Origin of the sequence: Bacteriovorax sp. Seq25_V, from assembly GCF_000447795.1 — a bacterium.
GTDB lineage: Bacteria > Bdellovibrionota > Bacteriovoracia > Bacteriovoracales > Bacteriovoracaceae > Halobacteriovorax_A.
This window is the reverse complement of record NZ_AUNI01000011.1, coordinates 107,111-130,582: the sequence shown is the minus strand read 5'-3', so window position 1 is coordinate 130,582 and position 23,472 is coordinate 107,111. Positions and strand designations below refer to the sequence as shown.

Annotated in this window: 27 protein-coding genes; 13 read left to right on the top strand and 14 right to left on the bottom strand. The window is 37.3% G+C overall.

All coding sequences use genetic code 11. The annotated features are described in order from the left end of the window. Positions 1-5 precede the first annotated feature (5 nt). The gene (locus tag M900_RS05695) at positions 6-506 is read left to right on the top strand and encodes a VOC family protein (RefSeq protein WP_021273880.1); all 501 of its coding nucleotides are present in this window, start codon (positions 6-8) and stop codon (positions 504-506) included. Positions 507-523: 17 nt separating this feature from the next. On the opposite strand, the gene M900_RS05690 is transcribed toward M900_RS05695, so the two are convergent. The 6 genes from M900_RS05690 to M900_RS05665 form a co-directional block, all read right to left on the bottom strand. After that, entirely contained in the window at positions 524-946 is a 423-nt protein-coding gene (locus M900_RS05690; RefSeq protein WP_021273778.1) for a PPC domain-containing DNA-binding protein, read from the bottom strand. Between the two features lie 3 nt (positions 947-949). Further along, positions 950-2,503, bottom strand: coding sequence for a glutamine-hydrolyzing GMP synthase (gene guaA, locus M900_RS05685; RefSeq protein ID WP_021273881.1), 1,554 nt, complete (start codon positions 2,501-2,503; stop codon positions 950-952). 12 nt (positions 2,504-2,515) lie between these two features. Continuing rightward, entirely contained in the window at positions 2,516-3,991 is a 1,476-nt protein-coding gene (guaB, locus tag M900_RS05680; protein WP_021273794.1) for an IMP dehydrogenase, read from the bottom strand. An 87-nt stretch (positions 3,992-4,078) separates the two neighbouring features. Next, complete coding sequence (locus tag M900_RS05675) at positions 4,079-5,203, bottom strand: hypothetical protein (RefSeq protein ID WP_034731544.1); 1,125 nt, start codon at positions 5,201-5,203, stop codon at positions 4,079-4,081. Next, a complete protein-coding gene (locus M900_RS05670; protein ID WP_021273804.1) occupies positions 5,169-5,906 on the bottom strand; it encodes a tol-pal system YbgF family protein in 738 nt (245 codons plus the stop codon). Before M900_RS05670 ends, M900_RS05675 begins: the two co-directional genes overlap by 35 nt. 106 nt (positions 5,907-6,012) lie before the next feature. Next, the gene (locus M900_RS05665; protein WP_021273891.1) at positions 6,013-6,807 is read right to left on the bottom strand and encodes an ABC transporter substrate-binding protein; all 795 of its coding nucleotides are present in this window, start codon (positions 6,805-6,807) and stop codon (positions 6,013-6,015) included. A 138-nt stretch (positions 6,808-6,945) separates the two neighbouring features. On the opposite strand from M900_RS05665, the gene M900_RS05660 reads away from it, so the two are divergent. Beyond that, positions 6,946-9,120 carry a protein-disulfide reductase DsbD gene (locus tag M900_RS05660; RefSeq protein WP_021273916.1) on the top strand — a complete coding sequence of 725 codons (2,175 nt, stop codon included), beginning with the start codon at positions 6,946-6,948 and terminating at the stop codon, positions 9,118-9,120. Positions 9,121-9,180: 60 nt separating this feature from the next. Here M900_RS05660 and M900_RS05655 read toward each other — a convergent pair whose 3' ends face one another. Beyond that, positions 9,181-10,218 carry an NAD(P)H-dependent glycerol-3-phosphate dehydrogenase gene (locus tag M900_RS05655; RefSeq protein WP_021273890.1) on the bottom strand — a complete coding sequence of 346 codons (1,038 nt, stop codon included), beginning with the start codon at positions 10,216-10,218 and terminating at the stop codon, positions 9,181-9,183. Positions 10,219-10,233: 15 nt separating this feature from the next. After that, a complete protein-coding gene (locus M900_RS05650) occupies positions 10,234-10,488 on the bottom strand; it encodes a DUF493 family protein (RefSeq protein WP_021273803.1) in 255 nt (84 codons plus the stop codon). Positions 10,489-10,584: 96 nt separating this feature from the next. On the opposite strand from M900_RS05650, the gene M900_RS05645 reads away from it, so the two are divergent. Next, the gene (locus tag M900_RS05645) at positions 10,585-11,301 is read left to right on the top strand and encodes a histidine kinase (protein ID WP_021273792.1); all 717 of its coding nucleotides are present in this window, start codon (positions 10,585-10,587) and stop codon (positions 11,299-11,301) included. On the opposite strand, the gene M900_RS05640 is transcribed toward M900_RS05645, so the two are convergent. From M900_RS05640 to kdsB, 4 genes are read right to left on the bottom strand one after another with little or no spacing between them, the layout of a single operon-like run. After that, complete coding sequence (locus tag M900_RS05640) at positions 11,291-11,869, bottom strand: HAD family hydrolase (RefSeq protein ID WP_021273877.1); 579 nt, start codon at positions 11,867-11,869, stop codon at positions 11,291-11,293. The genes M900_RS05645 and M900_RS05640 overlap by 11 nt on opposite strands. Next, on the bottom strand, positions 11,869-12,678 hold the full coding sequence (gene kdsA / locus M900_RS05635) for a 3-deoxy-8-phosphooctulonate synthase (RefSeq protein ID WP_021273867.1): 810 nt from the start codon (positions 12,676-12,678) through the stop codon (positions 11,869-11,871). Before kdsA ends, M900_RS05640 begins: the two co-directional genes overlap by 1 nt. Next, positions 12,668-14,275 (bottom strand): CTP synthase, encoded by a 1,608-nt coding sequence (locus M900_RS05630; RefSeq protein ID WP_021273781.1) that lies wholly within the window; start codon positions 14,273-14,275, stop codon positions 12,668-12,670. The genes kdsA and M900_RS05630 overlap by 11 nt, the downstream gene beginning before the upstream one ends. Further along, entirely contained in the window at positions 14,262-15,017 is a 756-nt protein-coding gene (gene kdsB, locus M900_RS05625; protein WP_021273957.1) for a 3-deoxy-manno-octulosonate cytidylyltransferase, read from the bottom strand. Before kdsB ends, M900_RS05630 begins: the two co-directional genes overlap by 14 nt. Positions 15,018-15,071: 54 nt before the next feature. Here kdsB and M900_RS05620 point away from each other — a divergent pair, with 54 nt between their 5' ends. The 5 genes from M900_RS05620 (at position 15,072) to msrA (ending at position 19,450) form a co-directional block, all read left to right on the top strand. Continuing rightward, on the top strand, positions 15,072-15,461 hold the full coding sequence (locus M900_RS05620; protein WP_021273903.1) for a hypothetical protein: 390 nt from the start codon (positions 15,072-15,074) through the stop codon (positions 15,459-15,461). Positions 15,462-15,535: 74 nt separating this feature from the next. Next, entirely contained in the window at positions 15,536-16,966 is a 1,431-nt protein-coding gene (locus M900_RS05615; protein WP_021273771.1) for a TolC family protein, read from the top strand. Continuing rightward, positions 16,963-17,616: a hypothetical protein gene (locus M900_RS05610; protein WP_021273872.1), complete on the top strand. Its 654-nt coding sequence runs from the start codon at positions 16,963-16,965 to the stop codon at positions 17,614-17,616. The genes M900_RS05615 and M900_RS05610 overlap by 4 nt, the downstream gene beginning before the upstream one ends. A 9-nt stretch (positions 17,617-17,625) precedes the next feature. Beyond that, the gene (gene purB / locus M900_RS05605; RefSeq protein ID WP_021273811.1) at positions 17,626-18,912 is read left to right on the top strand and encodes an adenylosuccinate lyase; all 1,287 of its coding nucleotides are present in this window, start codon (positions 17,626-17,628) and stop codon (positions 18,910-18,912) included. Further along, positions 18,842-19,450 carry a peptide-methionine (S)-S-oxide reductase MsrA gene (msrA, locus tag M900_RS05600; protein WP_052600779.1) on the top strand — a complete coding sequence of 203 codons (609 nt, stop codon included), beginning with the start codon at positions 18,842-18,844 and terminating at the stop codon, positions 19,448-19,450. The genes purB and msrA overlap by 71 nt, the downstream gene beginning before the upstream one ends. 25 nt (positions 19,451-19,475) lie before the next feature. On the opposite strand, the gene M900_RS05595 is transcribed toward msrA, so the two are convergent. After that, on the bottom strand, positions 19,476-20,549 hold the full coding sequence (locus M900_RS05595) for a mannose-1-phosphate guanylyltransferase (protein ID WP_021273870.1): 1,074 nt from the start codon (positions 20,547-20,549) through the stop codon (positions 19,476-19,478). A gap of 51 nt (positions 20,550-20,600) precedes the next feature. Continuing rightward, the gene (locus M900_RS05590) at positions 20,601-21,320 is read right to left on the bottom strand and encodes an SPOR domain-containing protein (protein WP_021273951.1); all 720 of its coding nucleotides are present in this window, start codon (positions 21,318-21,320) and stop codon (positions 20,601-20,603) included. A gap of 164 nt (positions 21,321-21,484) precedes the next feature. On the opposite strand from M900_RS05590, the gene M900_RS17675 reads away from it, so the two are divergent. The 5 genes from M900_RS17675 to M900_RS05570 are packed head-to-tail and all read left to right on the top strand — an operon-like array spanning position 21,485 to position 23,453. Beyond that, positions 21,485-21,655, top strand: a complete 171-nt coding sequence (locus M900_RS17675) for a hypothetical protein (RefSeq protein ID WP_021273905.1) — start codon at positions 21,485-21,487, stop codon at positions 21,653-21,655. Then, on the top strand, positions 21,655-21,975 hold the full coding sequence (locus M900_RS05585) for a hypothetical protein (RefSeq protein ID WP_021273786.1): 321 nt from the start codon (positions 21,655-21,657) through the stop codon (positions 21,973-21,975). The genes M900_RS17675 and M900_RS05585 overlap by 1 nt, the downstream gene beginning before the upstream one ends. Before the next feature lies 1 nt (position 21,976). Then, positions 21,977-22,606, top strand: coding sequence for a hypothetical protein (locus tag M900_RS05580; RefSeq protein ID WP_021273939.1), 630 nt, complete (start codon positions 21,977-21,979; stop codon positions 22,604-22,606). A gap of 51 nt (positions 22,607-22,657) precedes the next feature. Further along, positions 22,658-23,179, top strand: coding sequence for a hypothetical protein (locus tag M900_RS05575; protein WP_021273869.1), 522 nt, complete (start codon positions 22,658-22,660; stop codon positions 23,177-23,179). Next, entirely contained in the window at positions 23,163-23,453 is a 291-nt protein-coding gene (locus tag M900_RS05570; RefSeq protein WP_021273933.1) for a hypothetical protein, read from the top strand. The genes M900_RS05575 and M900_RS05570 overlap by 17 nt, the downstream gene beginning before the upstream one ends. Positions 23,454-23,472 lie beyond the last annotated feature (19 nt).

Below are 23,472 nucleotides of genomic sequence, written 5' to 3'. Positions count from 1 at the left end.
CATTTATGTACTCACAATATTATCATATTATAGATTCAACTCTGGAGTTTTTAAACTCAATTAAAATACCGACTCCACTAGTATGTGATCATATTTGCTATCGTGTTACATCCTTAGAGAAGTATTATATCGCTAAAGAAGAAGCTCTTAAAATTTCATCCCTTGTTACTGAGACAATAGTAAGAGGGCGTCCAATTTCCATTTTTAAATTTCACACACCTATTAATTATAAAGGACTTGTAATCAAGAGCCTGGAATTACCTGCTCCTAAAGAAGGAAGTCCTTACAAAGAAGGCTTTGAGCACCTTGAGTTCGTGGTTAATAACCTTCAAGCTCTCATCAAAAATAACACACATATTGAATTCGACCTCAGTGGTTCAAATCGTGAGCTCAATCCCGAAGTCGCACTGGCAATTTCTAGTGATTATAACGTAAAATTTCACCCGCTTGATATTCTCGATGTAATCGCAATTGAAGAAAAAGCAAATATCACCGAAGTGAAGTAACTAGCTCCAATCTTACATCAGAATGAAATTGGACGAAACTTTTCCTTATGGCCCTTTAGACGAACAAAATCTGCATCATAAATTTCGATAAAACATTCAAGTGTTACTGCGACTTCAGCTTCAAAGAGATGCCCACCAATCGCCTCAAACTTTTCATTACTCATAGAAACATGCAGGTGAACAAAAGTATCCTCTTCCATTAAAGAGACATTTCCTTCCATCGAAAGAAGTTCATACTCCCCTTCAAAAGGTCTTCTATCATAAAGATCGGCATCATAATCATAATAACCAAGCTCTACTTTATGAAGAGCACCGATACCATGGAGACGAGCACACTTAATCTCATGCTCAATACAGAAGTTCTTCAAAGTTTCATTTACCTTGTCACCACGGTCAAGGCGTACAAAGAAAACATCTTCTTTAAGTCTAATAAAGTCCATTTTTTACTCCCACTCAATTGTTCCAGGGGGCTTAGAGGTAATATCGTAAACGACTCTCGTCACTCCCTTAACTTCATTTGTAATGCGGGCAGAGACTTTTGACAAGAACTCATGTGGCATATCTGTCCAAGTAGCCGTCATCCCATCTGATGAGTTTACCATTCTTAAACAAATAACCTCTTCATAGGCCCTTGCATCTCCTTTAACTCCGACTGTTTTCACTGGGAGAAGAACAGTCAGTGCCTGCCAAGTAGAATTATAGAGATTCGCTTTTGTAAGCTCTTCAAATAAAATCTGATCACTATGTTGAACTTTTAAAATTCTTTCTGCTGTCAATTCCCCAAGCACACGAATTCCGATACCTGGACCAGGAAATGGATGACGATGTGTCCACTCATAGGCAAGTCCTAACTTCTCACCCATTTGCCTTACTTCATCTTTAAAAAGATATCTCAGAGGCTCAAGAAGCTTTAGCTTCATTCTCTCAGGAAGCCCTCCAACATTATGGTGAGACTTAATTGTTACAGACTTTCCATCTTCTTCATGCGGAGAAATAGACTCGATAACATCTGGGTAAAGAGTTCCCTGTAATAGGTAATCAAATTTAATTCCTCTTTCACTTTCATATTCATGAACTTTCTTTTCAAAAACTTCAATAAAAGTTTTCCCAATCGTTTTTCGCTTTTCTTCAGGATCACTTTTTCCAGCGAGTTTTGAAAGGAACTCATCCTTTACGTTTAAGATTTCTATATTTAATTGTGTTTCATTTTTTAATGTTTCAATATGATGATAATCCTGCGGACGAAGTAGTCCATGATCAACAAAGAAGCAGTAAAGATTATCACCAATAACTTCATGAGCGAGCGTCGCTGCAACAAGAGAATCTACTCCACCAGAAAATGCACAAAGCACATTCGATTTCTCGACACCTTTAACGAGCTGCTTAGCTTCATCAAGCATCTCTGTTGCACTCCAGTCAACTTCAAGACCTGCAATATCTTTGAAAAAGTAATTTAGAATATCTTTACCGTGAGTACTATGCTCCACTTCCGGATGAAACTGCAATCCCAACACAGGTCTTGTGTTGTGCTTAATGGCAGCAACTAACCCATTGTGAGATGACATCACAAGTTCAAAATCATCTGGAAGTTTCGTAATATGATCAGAGTGACTCATCCAAACATTAATTGAAGTTGGAACACCATCAATTGAAAAATTATTCTGAAAGTTAAGACTTGCATGGCCGTACTCTCCGATCGTTCCCTTTTCTACCGTACCACCAAAGTATTTCCCCATCAGTTGCATTCCATAACACACACCCAAGATCGGCAGGTCTACCTGGTCAAGAATAAAACTATAATCGTTCTCATCCTCAAAAACTGATTGAGGTCCACCCGATAGAACTAGGGCCTTTGGCTTTTTACCTTCACTAAAAAGATCGCGCGCTTTTTTTACTGTAATAATCTCACTTGAAAAACCAAGCTCACGAGACTTTCTCGTAATTAGTTGCGTATACTGGGAACCAAAATCTACAATCCATATTTGTCTTAAACTCATCTCTACTCTCTTTTAATCAATTGAATAATTAGGTGCTTCTTTAGTAATCATAACATCATGTGGATGACTCTCTTTCAATGAAGCAGCTGTAATTTTGATAAACTCTGCTTTTTCTTGAAGCTCATCAATTGTCTTAGCACCAACATATCCCATACCTGATCTTAGGCCACCGATAAGCTGATAGATATTACTTGCAAGTGGTCCACGGTATGGAACTTGCCCTTCAATTCCTTCAGGAACAAGCTTTTTATCTTCAACACTTGCTTGTCCATAACGATCTTTTGATCCTAGTTTCATCGCCCCCAAAGAACCCATTCCACGATATACCTTATATGTACGTCCTTGATAGAAAATCATCTCACCTGGCGTTTCATCACACCCAGCAAATAGAGAACCTAACATGACACAACTCGCACCTGCTGCGATTGCCTTAACGATATCGCCTGAATACTTAATCCCACCATCAGCGATAAAAGGAATATTTGCTTTTTTACAGGCTGCCGCACATTCAATAACGGCCGAAAGCTGAGGAACACCAATTCCAGCAACCACACGAGTTGTACAAATTGATCCTGGGCCAATTCCAACCTTTACCCCATCAACACCAACTTTAATAAGATCTTCGCAAGCTTTTTGAGTCGCTACGTTACCGGCGATAATATCTACAACTTGGCCAGTAGGAGTAAGGTCTCTGACTTTCTTCACCATTTCAATAACACCCTTAGAATGTCCGTGAGCTGTATCAATAATAATACAATCCACTTGAGCTTCAATAAGAGCCTTCGCCCTCTCTACTTCTTTTGGACCTACTCCAATTGCTGCAGCTACACGAAGTCTTCCAAGAGAATCCTTATTTGAATTTGGGTATTCAATATTTTTTAAAATATCTTTGATAGTGATAAGACCTTTGATTTTTCCACTCTTATCAACAACAGGTAATTTTTCAATTCGATGCTTATGAAGAATTGCCTTCGCCTGTTCTAATTCAATTCCAATCTCTGCCTTAATTAATCTTTCAGCAGGTGTCATAATATCCTTAACCTTCTGATTAAGATTATTCTCAAATCTCATATCACGACTCGTTAGAATCCCAACGAGAATTTGATCCTTATCGACAACCGGAACACCTGTAATGCTATGTTTAGCCGTTATTGCCACCACTTCACTTAGAAGTGTTTCAGGACCAACAGTAATTGGGTTTGAAACCATTCCTGAAACAAATTTCTTTACCTTTTCAACTTCAAAAGCTTGAAGATCAGCACTCATATTCTTGTGAACAACACCGATTCCACCTTCCTGCGCCATTACAATTGCGGTCTTTGCTTCCGTAACTGTATCCATCGCCGCTGAAACAATTGGAATATTCAAAGCAATGTTTCGACTGAATCTTGTGTTGAGAGATACTTCAGAAGGTAATGTTTCTGAATATCCTGGTCTAATCAGGACGTCATCATAAGTTAATGCATTATCAGATAAAATCTTAGACATGTTAAAAATCCCAGTAAAATTAATGATCTATATATCAATAATAACTGGGATTGCGGTATTTTAAAGGTAGAAATTATGTCCTATAAACTAGTATGCTTGTTTATAATCCTGATCATAACTCTTAAGATCTTTAATTAGACTGTTGATTTCATTGCTATGGCGCATTTGTTTCTTATATTGATCAATAAGTGATTTTTCAAATGCATCATTACTAATCTCTACTTGAGGATTTAACTCAGTCATTGAAGCCGGCATTCTAGCTGCTTTCTTTTGAGTCTTTGAATCAACTGAAGCTGGTACTCGAGATGATGACGAAGGCACACGATATACTTTAATGGCCACTTCAGACTTTGTTGAATAATCAGGCTTAAACTTCTTTGGAACTTTCTTATACTTCTTTTCCATTGAAGAAATTTGATTTTTATAAAATGCTTTTAATTTATCCTCTCGATCTTCCATTGGAGTTTTTTTGAGGATAATAACTGTCCCTGCGCTTGAAGAGTCAGCAGCTGGAGTGGAGGCGATATTTCTTCCAGCAGAAGGAATCGCAGTTTTTTCAAGTTGTACTCTTGCAATATCCTCAACTACATCAGATTGCTTATCTAGAGGTTTAATCCCATCATACAGAGAAACGACAGACGAATAAGTAGACGCACCAATTGGAGTTGGTACTCTTGGAGCACCATTTTCATACTTTTCACTTACAAAAGAAAATTTTCCAGCAGAAACTTCTTCTTTAAGAAAGTTATTTTCGTTATTTGAAAATAGATGTGTTCCATCAATACTTAGTAATTGAGTTTTACCAGAATCCTGATCATAGGAAATAATAAACTCACCTCGAGAGTAAGCCGCTGTCGCATTTACTGTTTGAATATGAAAATGAGAAGCTGATGGTTGCTGTGTTTGTACCCAAAGGTATCCACCTTTAAGCTCAATAATCTTATTTAAAATTGATACATATCCTGATCCAGACATGTGATATTTATGATCATAGTAATCAGCGAACGTTACTTGAGAACCAACTTCTGAGAAAACCTCATCAAAATCATATAGGTAATCACCAGCAGATAATTTCTCTGTTCTCCCCTCTCTAGTTACAAATGCATTTCCTTTCACTGCTTCAATAACTGCTTTAGGCGATGCCGCCATGACAGTTCCACACAGGGAAAGAACAATACTAATTTGACTTATATTTTTGAACAATCTTTTCATAGTGACCACTTAAAATATTCCATTCCGGAGTGTTTCTATATTTCTTTCTAAATTCTTCTACAACAGCAAAAAACTCTTTCTCTCTACCTTGCTTAAGATAAGTTAGTCCTAGCCATAGCTTCGAACCTAGGTAGTATTCAGACGTTGGATATCTCTCTACAAGTTGAGAAAGATACTTCTCACTCCACTCATAGTGCTTTCCTGATTCAAACGAAGCAATACCCGCCTGAAAAAGAAACTTATCATTTAGATTAGAATCCGATGGGTACTTATTTGAGAACTCGGAAAAGAATTGAGCACTCTTTTCATAATTCTTCGAATCAAATTCTTTTTGAGCGATGGTCAACATTTGTTCAGGCTTCCACTTGTAAACGTCAAACTTTACAAGATCATTTGTATTCATTGGAGCAACGCTTGCAATCGATCGACTCGTAGAACTCGCCGCTTTGGCCATTGCTGGCATCGTAGGCTTTTCTTTCAATTGAGTTTCAAGATAGAAGTTTTTATTTTCAAGAGTCTTAATTTTGTATTTTAATTCTCTGATATCATTTCTTAGATACTGGTTCTCCTCGTTTAGAGATAGAACTTTATCCTCAAGAGAATTAAGTACAGCAGCACGTTGCTCAACATGTTCCATAAAGCCACATGATGATAGTGATGCCAAAATTAGTGATCCTGTCGTAATTTGTAATAGTTTTTTCATGAACTTAGTCCTAGCTCCTTAAACTTCTTCGTAGGACTAATCGGTAATGGATGAAAATAATTTAGCTTTTTATATTCCAACGCCTAGGAATGGAAGATTCTTCCACTCAACCACCTAATTTCTGGTAGTTTCTTAAATAATCAATGATGATATCAATTCCCGTAGAAATAGGCGCAATGCCAGGTTGGAGGAAAATTTCTGGCTCCAGTTCATAAATCTGTTTCCTTCTAATAGCTTCAGTATGGGCCAGATATGGGCGCTTAAGAATTGAGTGAATATCAACTGGTTTACCGCACCAGCAACCAAAAATAATATCAATTTCCTGATCTTTAAAGTCGTCTATATTTACGATACGATCTTTAGCAAGCTTCATTGTCGATTTATCCATAAAGACAATATCTGCTCCACATAGTTGAACTATCTCACAAAACCATTGAATACCACTGATAATAGGTTCATCCCACTCTTCAATATAAACTTTTGGACGATAGCTTAAAGAATCTCCAAATTTTTTGGCCTCTAAAATTTTTGCTTCGACCTTTGCTATCAGCTCACTTGCTTTAGCTTCTCTACCAACCAGACGTCCAAGAAAAAGTAGGTAATCAAGAATTTCTTCAATGCTTCGATGATTAGAAATATAGACATTCAGTCCTTCTCCAATCAGCTCTCGGGCTAAATCTTTTTGAATATCAGAGTAACCAATGACGAGATCAGGTTTCAAATCTTTAATCTTCTTGACGCTCCCGTTAACAAAGGCCGTAACAATTGGTTTGGAAGAAACTTCTACAGGCCTCTTGGCATAAGCTGAGACACCAACAATTTTCTCTTCTTCACCAAGGGCATAAAGAAATTCTACTGATTCCTCAGTCAAGCAAACAATTCTTTGTGGAAAGCTTCTCACCTAGACTCCTATAATTTAAGATTATCTGAGGTTATCTTAAAGTCAAAATTTCGTCAAAACTGATGATAATCAAATACTAAGACTAATATATCTGTTAATATTTGACGATATAGAAGGTGAAACAAAAGGGAAATTCACGTGAAAAAAATAGTATTCTTGCTACTACTTGCTCTCTCTATCTTTGCAGAGGAAGTACCTAAAAATGTTATGCAAATGAGTATGTCTCCAATCAATATTGACGGTCAGACTTTCCTTGCTGCTAACTTTAAAAATTTTTCCCACTGGCATACATACTGGATCAATCCAGGAGATGCGGGACTTCCAATAGAGGCAACATTTAAAATCAATGGTGAAGAAAAAAACCTTACCGTTAAAGAGTGGCCAATTCCAAAGCGTTTCAAAGAAGATGGAGATATTATGACTTTTGGATATGAAGATGAGTATACTCTCTTCTTTGAATATCCAGGAGATCTTAAAGATCAAAAGATAGAGGCTCACTTCAAATGGCTAATCTGTAAAAATATCTGTATCCCAGGTGAAAAACATATCAATGGAGAAGTAAAAGACTCAGCATTCATTACTGCTGATAATGACTTTCAAGTTTCAATGGATGAAATGAAAACTCGTTTTTCTAAACTTCCAAAAGAAAAAGAGCTTCCAGTATATTTCGACATAAGCTTGGTGAAACAAGGTGAAAATCTAGTTTTCATTTACAGCATTTCTAAGCCAGTGATGGATATCCCAACCAAGAACAATGTCCTTTCTATTTATCCAATGCTCCCATTCTCTTTTAAAAGAGAGTCACTTTTTACAGATTCAAAAAAGTCACTTTATGGTAAATATACTATGGACTGGGATGGCGTTTACATGGAACCAGAAATGCCACTGCCAGCTGACGGAAAGTTTGAAAAACCATTTGATTTCAAATTTCTTCTAAATGACCCAATCACTAAAGAAACATATGTTATTAAAAAATCTTTTAGTTCTTATAGTTTTGATAACAATGGACAATTCGAATCTTTCTTTAAAATACTAAAACCAGTAATTGAAACAAATGAAGTTAAAAGTCATGAAGATGTTCCTGCTGAAGCAAGTACGGGCCCAAATATGCTCTACTACTTAGTAATGGCATTCCTTGGTGGTCTAATATTAAATATTATGCCTTGCGTACTTCCAGTTATCTCTTTAAAACTGTTTAGCCTAATTGGACATAGTAATGAGAGTAAGAAGTCAATTTTCAGACATAATCTCGCCTACTCAGCTGGTGTTATTGCAACTTTCTTCGCACTTGCAGGGGTTATAACTCTCTTAAAAAATACAGGTGAGCAAATTGGCTGGGGATTCCAGCTTCAATCACCAAGCTTTGTAGCACTAATGATAGTTATCATCTTTGTTATGGCGCTTAATATGTTTGGTCTCTTTGAATTTAGAACGCCAGGTGGGTCTAAGCTTGGATCAGTTGAACTTAAAGATACATTTAGCGGTGACTTCATTGGAGGAGTGCTGGCAACAATTCTTTCAACTCCTTGTTCTGCACCATTTCTTGGGACAGCACTTACTTTTGCTTTTAGTGAATCAACTGCAACCATTTTTGGAATTTTCTTCGCAATTGGACTTGGATTATCATTTCCATTCCTTTTAACGGCCTTTTTTCCATCGCTTATTAAATTTTTACCGAAGCCTGGTATGTGGATGAATCACGTAAAAAAAATATTAGGTTTAACACTTATCCTCACGACGATTTGGCTTCTTGATGTATTTTCAGCTCTAACAGACTCTAGCCTTGCTGTAATGAAAATCAATACAGGCCTTGTTTTGATTTTCTTTATTTTCTACATGCGTGCTAAGATGACGAAGAAAATTATTTGGTCAATAATCTTCTTGATACCAACTATTGTGCTAATTTATCAGGCCCAAGGGACAGTTATCTCATATGGGGAAAGTGGTTCAAATATGCTTAACGATAAGAATCGTGACGCAGAAATCACTTGGCAAAAATGGTCCGAAGAAAAAATGAATGACAATATGAGGATCAATAAACTTACCTTTATCGACTTTACTGCCAAGTGGTGTATCACTTGTAAAGTTAACGAGAGACTCGTTATTGATACCAAAGCTTTTAGAGATCTTGTAAAAGAAAAGAATGTTGAGCTTATGCTTGGAGATTGGACGAAACGAGATCCACAGATTGGGGCTTGGCTAAAGTCTCAAGGATTTGTTGGTGTACCAGCTTACTTTGTCATTAATAGCAAGGGGGAGCTTATCAAACTCGGAGAAACAATCACCGTCGCAGAAATTAAAAATAGCCTATAAAAAAAGAGGGGAATAATCCCCTCTTTCTATTTCTATCTTACTTTCTGGATTTTCTTAAACCTACTCAATTTCAAATTTTGCTGGAGTCTTCATTAGTAAGCTCACCACATCTTTAGGATCATGCTCATTATAAAGAACTTCGTAAAGCCCATTGAAAATTCTTGCGCGAATTTCATATTTTTCAGAAATTAAGTGCGCCGCCATTGTTGTCTTATATCCTTCAACTACAGTACGTTGTGAATTGATAATTTCAAGAGGGCTTCTGCCTGCGGCGATTTCAAGACCAAATTGTTTATTACGAGAAAGACCACCCGTTGTAGTTAAAATAAGATCTCCCATTCCACTAAGTCCGTAGAAGGTTTCTGGACGAGCATTGAATACTTTTCCAAAGCGTAACATCTCAACGATACCACGAGTAATCATTGCTGCTCGTGTATTATGGTTATAACCAAGACCTTCAATAATTCCACCAGCAATAGCAAGAACATTCTTCAAAGCTCCACCAAGTAGTACGCCTTTGACGTCATAATTTGGCAGGGCCTTAAAATACTCTGTATCAAGCATCGAAGAGATTTGCCCAAGGACCTTTCTAGAACGACCAGCAACTGTAACAAGTGTTATCTGCTCCTCCATAATTTCTTTGGCAAAACTTGGTCCCGACAAGAAAGTGATAAATTCTTTATGTTGTGGATAGAAATCAAAAAGTAAATCATCACTAAGCTCTAATGTTTTAGGATCAATCCCCTTCGAAAGTGAGATCAATGGAATTTGCCTCTCAAAATACTTTAAAAAACGGTCATAGTTTTCCTCAAAAAATGGTGCGATCCCAACAGTTGGAAGGCCTGAAACGATGAGCTCAAGAGTATTTTCATAGTTAGCATCAAATTCATCCCAATCAATTATCGCCTGAATATTTGAAGCAAGCTTAATCCCTGGAAGGTAAACTGAGTTCTCGCGATCTTTATTAATAGCAGTGCAAACATCTTCACTACGTACTTTTAAAATAACATGTTCAAATTTATTCGCCAAAATCGAGGCAAGAGACGTTCCGAACGCACCAGCACCAACAACGAGCGCTGTTTTGTATTCCTTTCTCATATCATTACTCCTAATTTATAGAGTAATGATACCAGAAATTACTGAAACTTTTTTATAAATTTCGATGACTTCGTGAGAAGCATTGATTTTAATCTGAAAAGAATAACTGATATATTTACCAGAAGAAGAAGGACGCTCATTCGTTGGAGCAAGTCCAATAACCTCTGTTAACTGATCACGATGCTCATCTTTTCCGACAAATTTGAACGTATAATGATCTGGCCAGTTATATTGATCGTCTAATAAAGAATGTAATTTATCTAAATTCATAGGCCAAAATTACCAAAAAAAGACTTAGCGAGTCAAGACTTTTATTCCCTCTATTTTTTATTTAGTCACAATCTTAAGGTTTGCTATACTAAGTACATGGAAACATTTTTAAAAAATAAATCAAGCATAGAAATAATCAACACTTTGGATACATACTTTCAACAAGAAAGCAGTGATATTCTAAATGCAGTCTCTCACGATGTTAAGAATCCACTTGGAATTATTGAATTATCGCTTGGACTATTAGAAGATCGAATCGAGCCACTACTTGAAAATATTGAAGAAGCTCAAGCTGCAAAGATCAAAAATTTTTTTAAAAATATTAGTATCGGTATTGAGAGATCACAAGAAATACTTGAGAATACGATGCTTATTCGATCCAATAGCTTGTCTGATGAGAAGAAAGAAATGAAAATTCATAACTTCTTTGAGTCTTTCTCTATTTATGCAAAGCCTAGCTTCAAGCGTGCAAAAATAAGTACAGAAAACTGTCTTGATTTAGATCTTATCAAAAATTTTAACATTAGAAGCCATGCTCTTCTTCTCATTCACTTTCTTAAATTTATTAGTGAGTCTATTGAGTCTGAAACACATATGACATTAAAGGCTTCATTTGCAGATGATAGCTTCATCTTTACTGCAGTTTCAGTAAGTGATGCGGAAGTAAGACTGAAAAAAATTGAAAATAATGATCAGTTCTCACTTCTATGTGAAAAACTAGACTCACTTGCAACAAAATTAATTTCTCATTATTCAATCGAAAACACTTCTGCCAAGGAAGTGACAGCGAAATTATCTTGGCCTAAAGCTTAGGCCAAGTATTTTTTAAATCAATCGGACTTCCGTCAAAATCTAGAATTTCAGGTGAAAATCCTTGTGCATATCTAACGATATCAATGACCTCTCTGACCGCGGCCTTACCACCCTCTCTTACGGACACATAATCACAAAAAGCCTTAACTTCATGTGGAGCATCCGTCACAGTCGCAGCAAAACCAGAAGCTTTTAAAAGAGGAATATCAAAAAGTTCATCACCCATAAAAAGAATTTCTTCTGCTTTATAACCCATCTCGAGAATCTTCTTATAGGCCTCTCTCTTATCTTCATTTCCAAGAAAAGCGAAATCTAATTTTAAATTTTCTTCGAAACGTTTTTGGACACTGACGCTATTTCCACCAGAGATAACTCCAGTTTTGATCCCGGCCTCCATAAGGAGCTTCAACCCATAACCATCACTTGTATGAGTTAAACGATTAAAACCTAAAGCCTCATCATCCCACCACACGTGACCATTTGTTAAAACACCATCAATATCAAAAGCGGCAACTTTTATTTTTGAAAGTTTTGATTCAAATTTCTTTGCAATCTCAAACAAATTCATTAACCATTCCTCACTACACGGTGAAGCTCAAGAAGTTTTTCAATAATCTCTGGAGCCTTATCAAGTGGTAGACTTGTTGCTGAATCAGACTTAGCTTCCTCCGGCTTTGGATGAACTTCCATAAAGATCCCATCAGCTCCAGCAGCAACAGCAGCTCTTGCAAGAGTGAGGATTTGTTCTCTTTTCCCACCTGTGATTTTCCCAAGACCACCAGGTCTTTGTACACAGTGAGTAGCATCATGAATTGCTCTTACACCAAAGCTCTTCATAATTTGAAAACTTGCCATATCAACAACAAGGTTATTATATCCAAAACTTGTTCCTCTTTCAGTTAGAAGGATTCTCTCTTTTGGAAGGTACTCATTTGCTTTTTCGACGATATTTCCAGTTTCTTCAGGAGAAAGAAACTGTCCTTTTTTAATTTTTAATTGTCCACCAAACTTCTTACAAGCTTCCGCTCCGGCGATAATCATATCTGTTTGACGACAAAGGAATGCTGGAACCTGAAGAGTGTCGACAACTTCGGCGACCTTCATAGCTTGTTCAGCAGTATGAAAATCAGTAATAAGTGGAACACCATAGGCCTTTTTTACTTTAGCAAGAATCTCAAGACCTTTTTCTAGACCTGGTCCTCTAAAAGAATCTTTTGATGAACGGTTCGCCTTATCAAAACTTCCTTTATAAGAGAAGTTTACCTCATCCTTATATTTTGCAAAAATTTCTGTCAGCCTTCCAGCAACGTCCATACACATTTGTTCACTTTCAATTACACATGTACCAACGAAGAAATCAAATTTTTTATTTTCCATAACTATCTGCCTTTTCAATAAATGAATTAAATAATGGGTGTGGGTCTGTCGGACGAGACTTAAACTCAGGGTGATACTGACAAGCTACAAAGTGTGGATGATTAGTAATCTCAATCACCTCAACTAAATCAAGCTCCTTATTTCTACCACTGATTGTTAGTCCAGCGTCTTCAAGTTTTTTTGCGTAGAAATTATTAACTTCAAGACGATGTCTATGTCTTTCAGAAATATTCTCTTCCTTATAAATATCAAAAGCGCGAGAGCCTTTTGCTAAAGCACAGTCATAAGCACCAAGACGCATACTTCCACCTTTAGACCCCTCTCTTGTCTGCCCTTCCATATAGTGAATTAAATGCTCACCACCAGAAGTAAATTCTTCAGACGTAGCTTCCTTTATCCCACATACATTTCTTGCAAATTCAATAATCGCAAGTTGCATCCCAAGACAAATTCCAAAAAATGGTAGATTATTTTTCCGTGCATACTCAATCGCAGCAATCTTTCCTTCTGTTCCTCTTTCACCGAATCCACCTGGAACAAGAATTCCTTGCACACCTTCAAGTAGGGCTTTTGCACCTTTTGACTCAATATCTTCAGCATCAATATAAACAGGTTTAAGTTTTAGTTGCTGTGAAATAGCCGCATGATTTAAGGCCTCATCAAGAGACTTATAAGATTCAACAAGTTCAGTATATTTTCCAACAATACCAATTCTTACTTCACGCAGCGGATGATCAAAGTTATGAACAACATTTTTCATATCTTCGACATTTGGACTTGCGGCCCAAATGCCAAGAAGAGAAGCAATCTTCTGATCAAGTCCCTGCTCATGGAAGTTAAGTGGCACTTTATAAATTGAATCTAAGTCAATTGACTGAAAAACATTGTCACGTGGAACGTTACAAAAAAGAGAAATTTTATCTAAAATAGAAGCATCAACTTCCCTATCAGAACGACAGATAATTACGTTTGGAAAAAGACCTGCAGACCTTAATTCCTTTACGGAGTGTTGAGCTGGCTTGCTCTTTAGCTCTCCCGCAGCAGAAAGATATGGGATAAGAACAAGATGAATAAAGAGAACATTCTCATGACCAACATCATGAGCAAATTGTCTAATTGATTCAACAAATGGCAGAGATTCAATATCGCCAACCGTTCCACCAATCTCTCCAATTAAAATATCTGCATCAGTTGCTGCAAGGTCTATTCTTCTTTTGATTTCGTTTGTAATATGAGGAACAACCTGAACAGTTTTTCCTAAGTACTTACCTTCTCTTTCGTTTTCAATAACCTGAAGATAAACCTGGCCCGTCGTAAAGTTACTCTTCTTATTTAAAGTCAAAGAAGTAAATCTCTCGTAGTGGCCAAGGTCCAGATCCGTTTCCGCACCATCATCCGTAACAAAAACTTCACCGTGTTGAGTTGGACTCATTGTTCCTGGGTCAACATTAATATACGGGTCCATCTTTAGCATGTTGATTTTAATTCCACGACGCTCAAGAAGAGAAGCAATACTCGCAGCTGCTAACCCCTTACCAAGGGAGCTTGAAACTCCCCCTGTGATGAAAATGTATTTCTTCGTACTATTTTTTTTCATTTATAATCCTTTCTACTACTTTTATATCTTCTGGTGAATCAACTCCACAAAGAGTCATTTCAGTTTGTACGGCTCCCATTGTAAAACCGTTATCTAATAATCGAAGCTGCTCAAGGCATTCGATCTGTTCATTCTTCGATTGAGGAAGCTTACAAAACTCCTCGAGAACATTTGGTCTAAATGAATATATTCCAATATGTAAGAACCAATTCACTCCATCGGCCTGATTGCGATTAAACGGAACCTGGGCGCGAGAGAAGTAATGGCAAATTCCATTATCTTCATTGAAGATGGCCTTAACCTTATTTGGATCTTTAAAATTTTCATCAGCTTGAGAAATCTTTTTTACAACTGTCGTGGCATCTCTATTCGATGTACTGTGAAATTCAATTAACTTCTTTAGAAGATCAGCTTCAATAAGAGGTTCATCACCTTGAACATTTATCACAAAATCGAATCCACGATTTTTAAAGTGTCTTTGATAAGCTAAATTGATTCGCTCAGAACCACTTGGAACATCATCATCAACTCTGACAGCTGTGCCGCCAAATGATTTAACTTCATTTTCAATTTCATTATTATCAGTTACTACCGCAACAACTGAGTCAGGATAGAAATCTAAAATTTTTTCGCATCCGCGGTAAACTCTCTCTACCATCGAGAGGCCAGAAATTTTAGCAAGTGGTTTGCCGGGAAACCTCGTCGAGGCATAGCGCGAAGGTATCAATACTAGAGCTTTCATCTCAACTAATCTCCCTTATACTTATTCTGGAAATATTATCACTCACTCTATTTTTTGGCAAAGTATGATAAGCTTAAATCAATGAAATTTTATAAAGTTATGCTACATATCATTATCTTCATCCAAATATTAACGGCGAGCGAAATTATGGCCGAACCGGGCAATATTCAGGACAAGATTATCACAGATCCGAGTATTTCTCGCCGTTGTGACGAATTAATTGAAAAGCGTAAACAAAAAATCAATCATCGAATGCGTCTTACCTACATACTTGAACGCTCCAAGAAGCTTAGAAAAGACACTCCCGAACCAAAAGTAAGTATTAAAGAAAAACTCACTGAAACAATGCTTGGAATTATCAAAGAACTAAAGCTTACCAACTTAAGAATTGCCGATCTTGAAGAGAATATTATTCGCCGCGGCTGTCCGGGTATTTCCCTTTAAAAACTTCACATTATAAAATAAAAATTCTATCATTTAAGTCTACTAAACACACAACTCACGGATGATGACTTAACATGATTAGAAAAAAAGAATTATTCTCATTTCTCTTTCTCTCTCTTTCTGTATTTGGCCAAGATCTCTACGTTCAAGAAATTTCTGATGACTACAGTGATCTTAATCAAATCCTAAAACCTCTCTCTCTGAATATTGCTATCGAACAAGGGATGCGCAAGAATTTCAGTGAAAATATTAGAAAGAATGACAAAGAAATCTATCTCAACAAAATTCAGGACAATAAAGAAAAATTCTATTATCCAAATATTAACCTGACTCTTGATGCCAGTAGCCAACGTGTCGGTACAGTAAAAGGCTCTAATTCGACGACAGACTCCAAAAGTAAGATTCCAACAGGATCATTTGGACTAGAGTTTGGCGAGTATTCAATCTTCAATTGGGGAAAAGACTACTTAAGTTACCTCAACACCAAAGAAGAACTTGAAAGAAGTAAAGATCGTACTAATGAAGAATCAAGAGAATTTAGACAAGATATTATCATCGCCTTCACTAACCTCATCTACCTTGATCAAACAGTTCGTATCAAGAAAGAACAACTGAGAACCGCGTCTTTTATCTATCGTCTCAACCGCGAAAGAGTTATTCAAAAGAAAGTTTCAAAACATGAGTACTACCAAGCACGCTCTGAGTACTTAAGAGCACAACAAGAATACTTTGAAACTAAATTAACTTATGAAAATGCTCATGAAGAAATGGCAAAACTAATCGATGATGAACCAGGAACGAAGTATCAGATCGCTCAAAACTTCCGTCATCAAAAAGTAAAGCTCACGCTCAGAGGAGCTCTAGAGCTTGCAGCAAAGAATGCACCTTTTATTAAAGATGGTGTGACAAATGAGAATATCAAAAAGCGTGAGTACGAAATTGCAATTAAAGATAATATGCCTCTTCCAAAAATCACTCTCGACCTTGGAACATACAAGCACCACTTCTCTCCAGAAGGAACAAGAACATTGTACGAAGTCGATGAAGGAAATTCAAACCTTGAAGTTGTGGCAACAGTGAAAGCTTCTTGGACAATTTTTGGAGACGGAGGGGTTTTCAACCGTAGAAAACTTGCCAACGCAAGACTTTCAAAAGAAAACTCTACCTGGAATGCAAGATCTGCAAAACGTAAGGTTGAAGCTTATATCACGAAAATCTTTCAAGAATTTTCAAACTCGCACGACAAAATTAAAATTCTTGAAGCTCGTGTACCATCTCTAAAGAAAACGATGGAGCTTGCTAACAATCGCTATATTGAAGGAAAAGGTCGTTACACAGATTTTCATATCTCACTAGTTGAATACTTTGACGCTCAAATTGATTATGAAAAATTAAAATGGGAATACCTTCGAAATAAAATCCTTCTCGCTCAACTTGTTGGACTTGAAGATCTTCCAGGTGAATCATTCGATAATATCATTGTAAAAAATGAGGATGCTAAATGAAAAAGATAATATTACTTGTCGCACTTGTTTATGGATTTAAGTCATTCTCTAATCAGGGACAAATAAATAGTGAAATCACCGTAAGAAATTCTGAAACAGGTATCAAAGATTACGACTATGATATTTCAAATGATTCTTACTCGCTTGACCTTAGTTATGTGACTAACCCTAATCTTATGGATAGTGGTTCAATCTCAGGCTTTAGAGGTCAAATGACTTGGTTTAAAAATCCATACTCATATGTTTTATTAGCCTCAAAAACTTCAACAACTTTAAAAGCAGCGACTAGTCTCACTGGAAATTATGACGAAACGACAGAGACACTTGATCTTATCGAAGCTGGTATTGGTCTGTCACGACGATCAACTCTGATTAATACATTTTGGGATAATGCTCATATCTACGATGAATCTTTATTTGCCGTTAACTTAGTAACTGCGACATCAACAATTATTGAAGAATCAATTAGAGGTTTTGGAATGACTGCGGGCTATGGTCTTTTCTACCGTACTTCAAAATCATTTCACTGGGCACTGCGAGCAGATTACCATTTAAACTCTCTTGCTTACACAAAAGAAGATACTCAGCTTGACGTTGATTTTATCGCCACGTGGTTCACAGTAGGTCTTGGAATGGGATTCTACTTTTAGGAAATAATTATGATTGAAAGATATGAAGTAAAAGAAATTGCAAATATTTGGACTGATGATTTTAAGTTTCAAAAATTTCTCGATGTTGAAGTTGCCCTTTTAAATGCCCTTTGCTCACGCGGATTAATCTCTGACGAAGTTGCAAAGAAAGCAAGCGAAGCCAAAGTCAACTGCGAAAGGATTTATGAAATTGAAAAAGAAACTCGCCACGATGTCATTGCTTTTTGCTCTTCAATCACAGAACAGATGCCAAAAGAGTTTTCTAAGTTCTTTCACTTTGGTGTAACTTCTAGTGACATCATCGACACGGCACTTACTCTACAACTAAAAGAATCACTTGATATTATTATCTCTGACTACAAAGGCCTTCTCGATGAACTCTATGCCCTGGCGCTAAGAAATAAAGATCAAGTTTGTATTGGTAGAAGTCATGGGATCTGGGCCGAACCAATGAGCTTTGGCCAAAAAATACTTGGTCACTATAGCGAATTTAATCGCCGCTTTGTCGAGCTACAAGAATACTACAATAACGAATTAACGGGTCAGATTTCTGGGGCCGTAGGAAACTACACAATCATTGATCCTGAAATTGAAAAAGAAGTTCTCACAGAACTTGATCTTGAAGTTGAAGAAGTTTCTACTCAAATTATTCCTAGAGATCGTATCGCAAAGTTGATTTCGATCTTTGCTCTTTATGGCTGTGCGCTTGAAAGACTGGCAATTGAAATTCGTCACCTACAACACAGTGATGTCGCAGAAGTTTTCGAGGGATTTTCGAAAGGACAAAAAGGTTCTTCAACAATGCCTCATAAAAAAAATCCAATCTCAAGTGAAAACCTCACAGGAATGGCACGCGTACTTCGCTCTCATGCCTCACTGGCAATGGATAATACTCTTCTTTGGCATGAGCGTGACATTAGCCATTCAAGTGCCGAAAGACTCTATCTCCCAGATGCACTGGGCCTTATGAGCTACAGTCTTCGTCGCCTAACTTCAACGGTGCGCGACCTAGTTGTGAATAAAGAGAATATGGAGAAAAAAGTTAACGAAAACTTCATTTATCTTTCAAGCTTTGTTCTTCACAAACTTATTGAAATCACTGATAAAACACGTGAAGACTGTTACAAGTATGTGCAAGAAGCATCTTTTAAAGCAAAAAATAAACAAGAATTTTATAACGTTTTGAGAACTTTATTCACTAATCAGAGTGAACAGGAGTTACTAAATGAAATTGAAAAACTTTCTCCAATTGAAATCTACGGTAAACACACTTCTAAAGTTTTTGATCGTATCTAATATTACCCTCTTTGCTTTTGCTGCAACAAAAACCATTGTTGTAGCAGGAGGGTGCTTCTGGTGTATGGAGCCACCTTTTGATAAGCTCCCTGGTGTTCTTAAAACAATTTCAGGCTATGCTGGTGGTAAACTCAAGTCCCCAACCTACCAAGACGTTTCCAGTGGAACCTCAGGGCACCTCGAAGTCGTCGAAGTCACTTACGATTCTGATAAAATTACTCTCAAAAAAATTCTTGAGACATTTTGGAGAAATATCAATCCAACAGATGCTGGAGGACAATTTGTTGACCGTGGTCCTCAATATGCCACAGGATTTTTCTATCAAGATGAAGAAGAAAAGAAAGTCTTTTATGAAAGTAAAAAGGAACATCAAAAATTCTTTGATAAACCCATTGTCACAGACGCCTATAAGTTAGAAAAGTTCTATCCGGCCGAAGAATATCACCAGGACTACTATAAGACGAATCCAATTCGCTATAAATTCTACCGCTATAACTCGGGAAGAGATCAGTATCTACAATCGGTTTGGAAGAAATAAAAAAGGCCCAATCTAGGGCCTTCAATTATAAGAGATTATCAAGTTTATCAGCTTTCAGATGCTGAACAACTTCTTTCACTCGTTGAGCATCATGCTTTGGCATAATCATCACTGCCCTTTCATTTGATACAACAACAAGATCATTAACATTAATCAGTGATACAAACTTATCTGGAGCATACACAACGTTTCCAACAGAATCCTTGGCAAAGAATGATGCTGCCTTCACAACAGTGTTACCATCAACCTTATCAACAACCGCCTCAAGTGCTTCCCACGAGCCAAGATCATTCCAATCAAAGCTTGCAGGAATCGTCGTGATTGCGTCTGACTTTTCCATAATCGCGTAGTCAATTGAATCCTCAGGGATCTGGGAATACAATGCCGCTAGCGCGTCGTGATCTTGAATCACAGCAAGAAGCTTGTCATAAAAAGCAAACATATCTGGCGAGTGCTTCGCAAACTCTCTCTTGAATGTTCCAAGTTTTCCCATGAACATTCCCGCATTCCAAAGAAACTCTCCAGTCGCAAGATAAGTCTTCGCTGTTTCAAAATCAGGTTTCTCTCTAAACTCTAAAACCTCAGCCCCCGCACCAACGGCCTTTCCTTTTCTAATATACCCATAACCAGTATGTGGAAAGTGTGGCCTAATTCCAATTGTCGTAATCGTATCAGTCGAAGAACAAAGCTCAACGGCCTCAAGAAAAGTCTTCTTAAAACCCTGCGTATCTAAAATAACATGATCCGATGGCATCACCGCGACCACTGCATCATCAGTTGCCCCCGCGGCTTCAAGACTTGCCAACGACAAAAGAATACAAGGCGCCGTATTTCTTCCTGCCGGCTCAAGAATCAATCCGTCGTGATTCACTTTTCCATTCGATGAAGAAAGCGCCAGCTCTCTTTGATCTTCAGTCGTCACAATAAAGCGCGCTTCTGGATTAATAATTGAATCAAATCGATTAAGTGTCTGCTCAAGAAGCGTCCCCTCACCAACAAGTGAAAGATACTGCTTCGGCTTTTTCTCAGTCGATTCTGGCCAAAGTCGAGTTCCTCGACCACCGGCCATTACTAAACAAAATATTTTAGAATTTTTCATTAGTGCTCCGAATTAATATTAAAATATTAACACGGACTTAGGAAATAGTCATTAATCAAACTGAATCAAAACGTAGTCTCTATCTGAAAAAAGACTCTTATTCTTTAGAAGATAATTCTTTGCGTCAACAAGCGAATCAAAAACCCCAAGACTCACTCTAAACCAATTCCCACGATTTGGTATTTGCACTTCATTAATAATCGGATTGTAACCTAAAACTTTAAAACCCTCAGCAAAGTCAGTTGCTTCCTTAACTGTCTGATATGAACCAAGTTGAATTGTATACTTCCCTGCAAATTTATCACTCGAGGAAACACCATTTTCCTGTACCGTCTCAGTTGCCGGTGCTTCCGCCATAACTTCCTCAGTCACAATTGGTGAAGTCTCTGGAGCGACTTCATTAACCTTCACTGGCTCTGCTTCATTATTGAATTTCTTTGAATTTTCAGAGTTAAACTCTTCGATCATTTTCTTCTTTAATGACTCTTCAACAGTCTTGTTAATATCCTCTTTATTAGTCTCCGGCATCGCCTTCTGCTGATCAATCATCTTCTTCACGCTCTCTTCTTCAGTCGAAGAAAAATCAATCTTCTTCGCCGGTGTCGAGATCATTTCCATATCAGCTTCATTGTGCCCAGACTTCTCAAAAGAATACCCAGAGCCCATCTTCAGCCCAAATAGAAAAGATGTGATCGATACTAGAATCACAAATAGGATTACTAAAAAAATCTCTTTTCGTTCAAATACATAAAAATTACTTTTCTCGTTCATACACCTATTTTACTTTCCTCTAAAAATTCAAGCAAGTTGTTGAAAGTACTGGTCAAAAAGGGAAATATTTTCATCTTTGAAAAAAGACTGATCAATTCGTTTCAACTCGTCGACTTTCATCCCAACCTCACCTACATTCCCTCCAGCATTAACAAGGAGAACTTATGAAGAAGAAAATTTTAAGAAATCAAAAAGGTCAAGGCGTGATGGAGTATATGATTATCACAAGCCTCGTTGGTATTCTTTGCATTGGCGTCATGAAGAGTTTTGGTGACTCAATCGAAACTCGCCTCAAGCAATCAAAAGAAAAAATCACTAAATCTATCAAGATCTAATGCAAATTCTCTCTCATATACTGGCCATTACAATTCTTGTAGTGGTCTCTTTCCTCTCCATTCAAGTAATCAACGAAAATGGATGTATCGAGGAAAAAAGCTACCTCACCTACTTTCAGCTTCAACGTGGACTTAACTCCACAACCAGACCTTTAAAGAAGTCTATTTCTTGCGAATATCAAGGCTTCCTTCAACGCAAGGTCAGCATCAAGCAAGAAGATGCTCACTACAAAATTGATTATCGAAGTTCAAGATATAAATATGACTTTCGACAAAAACTAGTTCCTAAAAATCGAATAACAAAGAGTAAAGGACAATGAAATGATTAGAAATAACAAAGGTACCATTCTTCCAGTCGCATTTCTTCTCACTCTCCTTGTTCTCGCCTTCGCCACAGCAAATATCGCCAAAAGCCTCATTGCTTATCGAAAACTTCAATTTCGAAACAAAGGCTACCTATGTACTCAAGACACCGTAAGACTTGTCGAGCGCTACTACACTGTCCAATCACGCCTTAATCGCGCCGTCCAGGCAGCATATTGGACAAAAACCGTAATCAAAATTCCGGCCGTGTATGCTGCTGCAGTAGCGGCCCATCGAGCACTAATGTTTGCGCAGCAGGTATACCATCTTTCATATCTGAAAAATGTTGCAAAATCGAAATACTGTAACTGGAAAAATACCGGACATTTTGCAATAAGTACCCCAGTTGAACTTGTCGCCTCAACATTCTTGAAAAGAGATTTCGATGGCACACTATTTTTTAGGAAAAAATGGAAAAACTATCTCGTATTTACGGCCAACGGGCCAATGACTATGGCCCGGGATTCTTTCGCAATCGAAACAGAGTTCAGCCTCATCAAAGGAGTCATCACTCACTCTTTTACACTCAGCTCAAAAGAAATAAACAGCGAGGCTTTGTGGAAATTGAAGCGCTTGGTTGGACTTTAATTATAACGACTTTACTCATGAACTATATCAACCTACAAAAGGACATCGAAAGTGCAAGACTTAAAGAATTTCAAAATTTTAAAGAAAGCTGGCTCAAAAATAACTGACACTAAAAAAGAAGATGACTTGTTCTTTAATAAAGCAAAGGAGCAGCAATTTAAGAAGACCATTACTATTAAGTCTCTCATTTGCATCTTCCTGACTAATATGATGACTTATACAGCTCTTAGTAGCAATCAAGTCACTCCGACAGTTGAAGCTGAAATTGAAAAAGGTATGACAAGTCTTAGCCTACCAATTCAAAGCTATATTCCTAAAGGAGGGAGAATTCCAAAAGTAAAACTAGTTGGTCCATCTAATGAAATGATTGCAGAGGAAGTCATTATTGAAAATCTAACAGAAGAAGTCGTCGACGTCGAAGATCAAGAAGTTCCAGTTTACGTCGTCACAGTTAAAGATCAGGATGCCTCAAAGTTTTTAAACTACAGAAATAAGTTAATTAGGGCCTACCCTATGACAGTTCTAACACGTAAGAGAAATGCAACAGGAGCACCACATGAAATTCGTTTTTAAATCATTACTATTTTCGACTCTTCTTTCAACACAAGTCCTAGCAAGGGAGATAATCGTCATTAGCTACGTAAGCAAAAGCCAATCTGTAGAATTTTTTCTCTCTCAAATGAAAGAAGAAGTTACCGCCAAGTTAGTTACAGCTGTGCAATCCGATAAGCCCTGCGAGGATATTTATAAAGAAGTGGTCTTACATATCTGCTTTGACCAGGATGATAATTTAAATCTTGTAAGACAGAATACAGATATTCTTCAAAAGACTATATCTAAACTATAAAAGGCCTTTCTACGAAGGC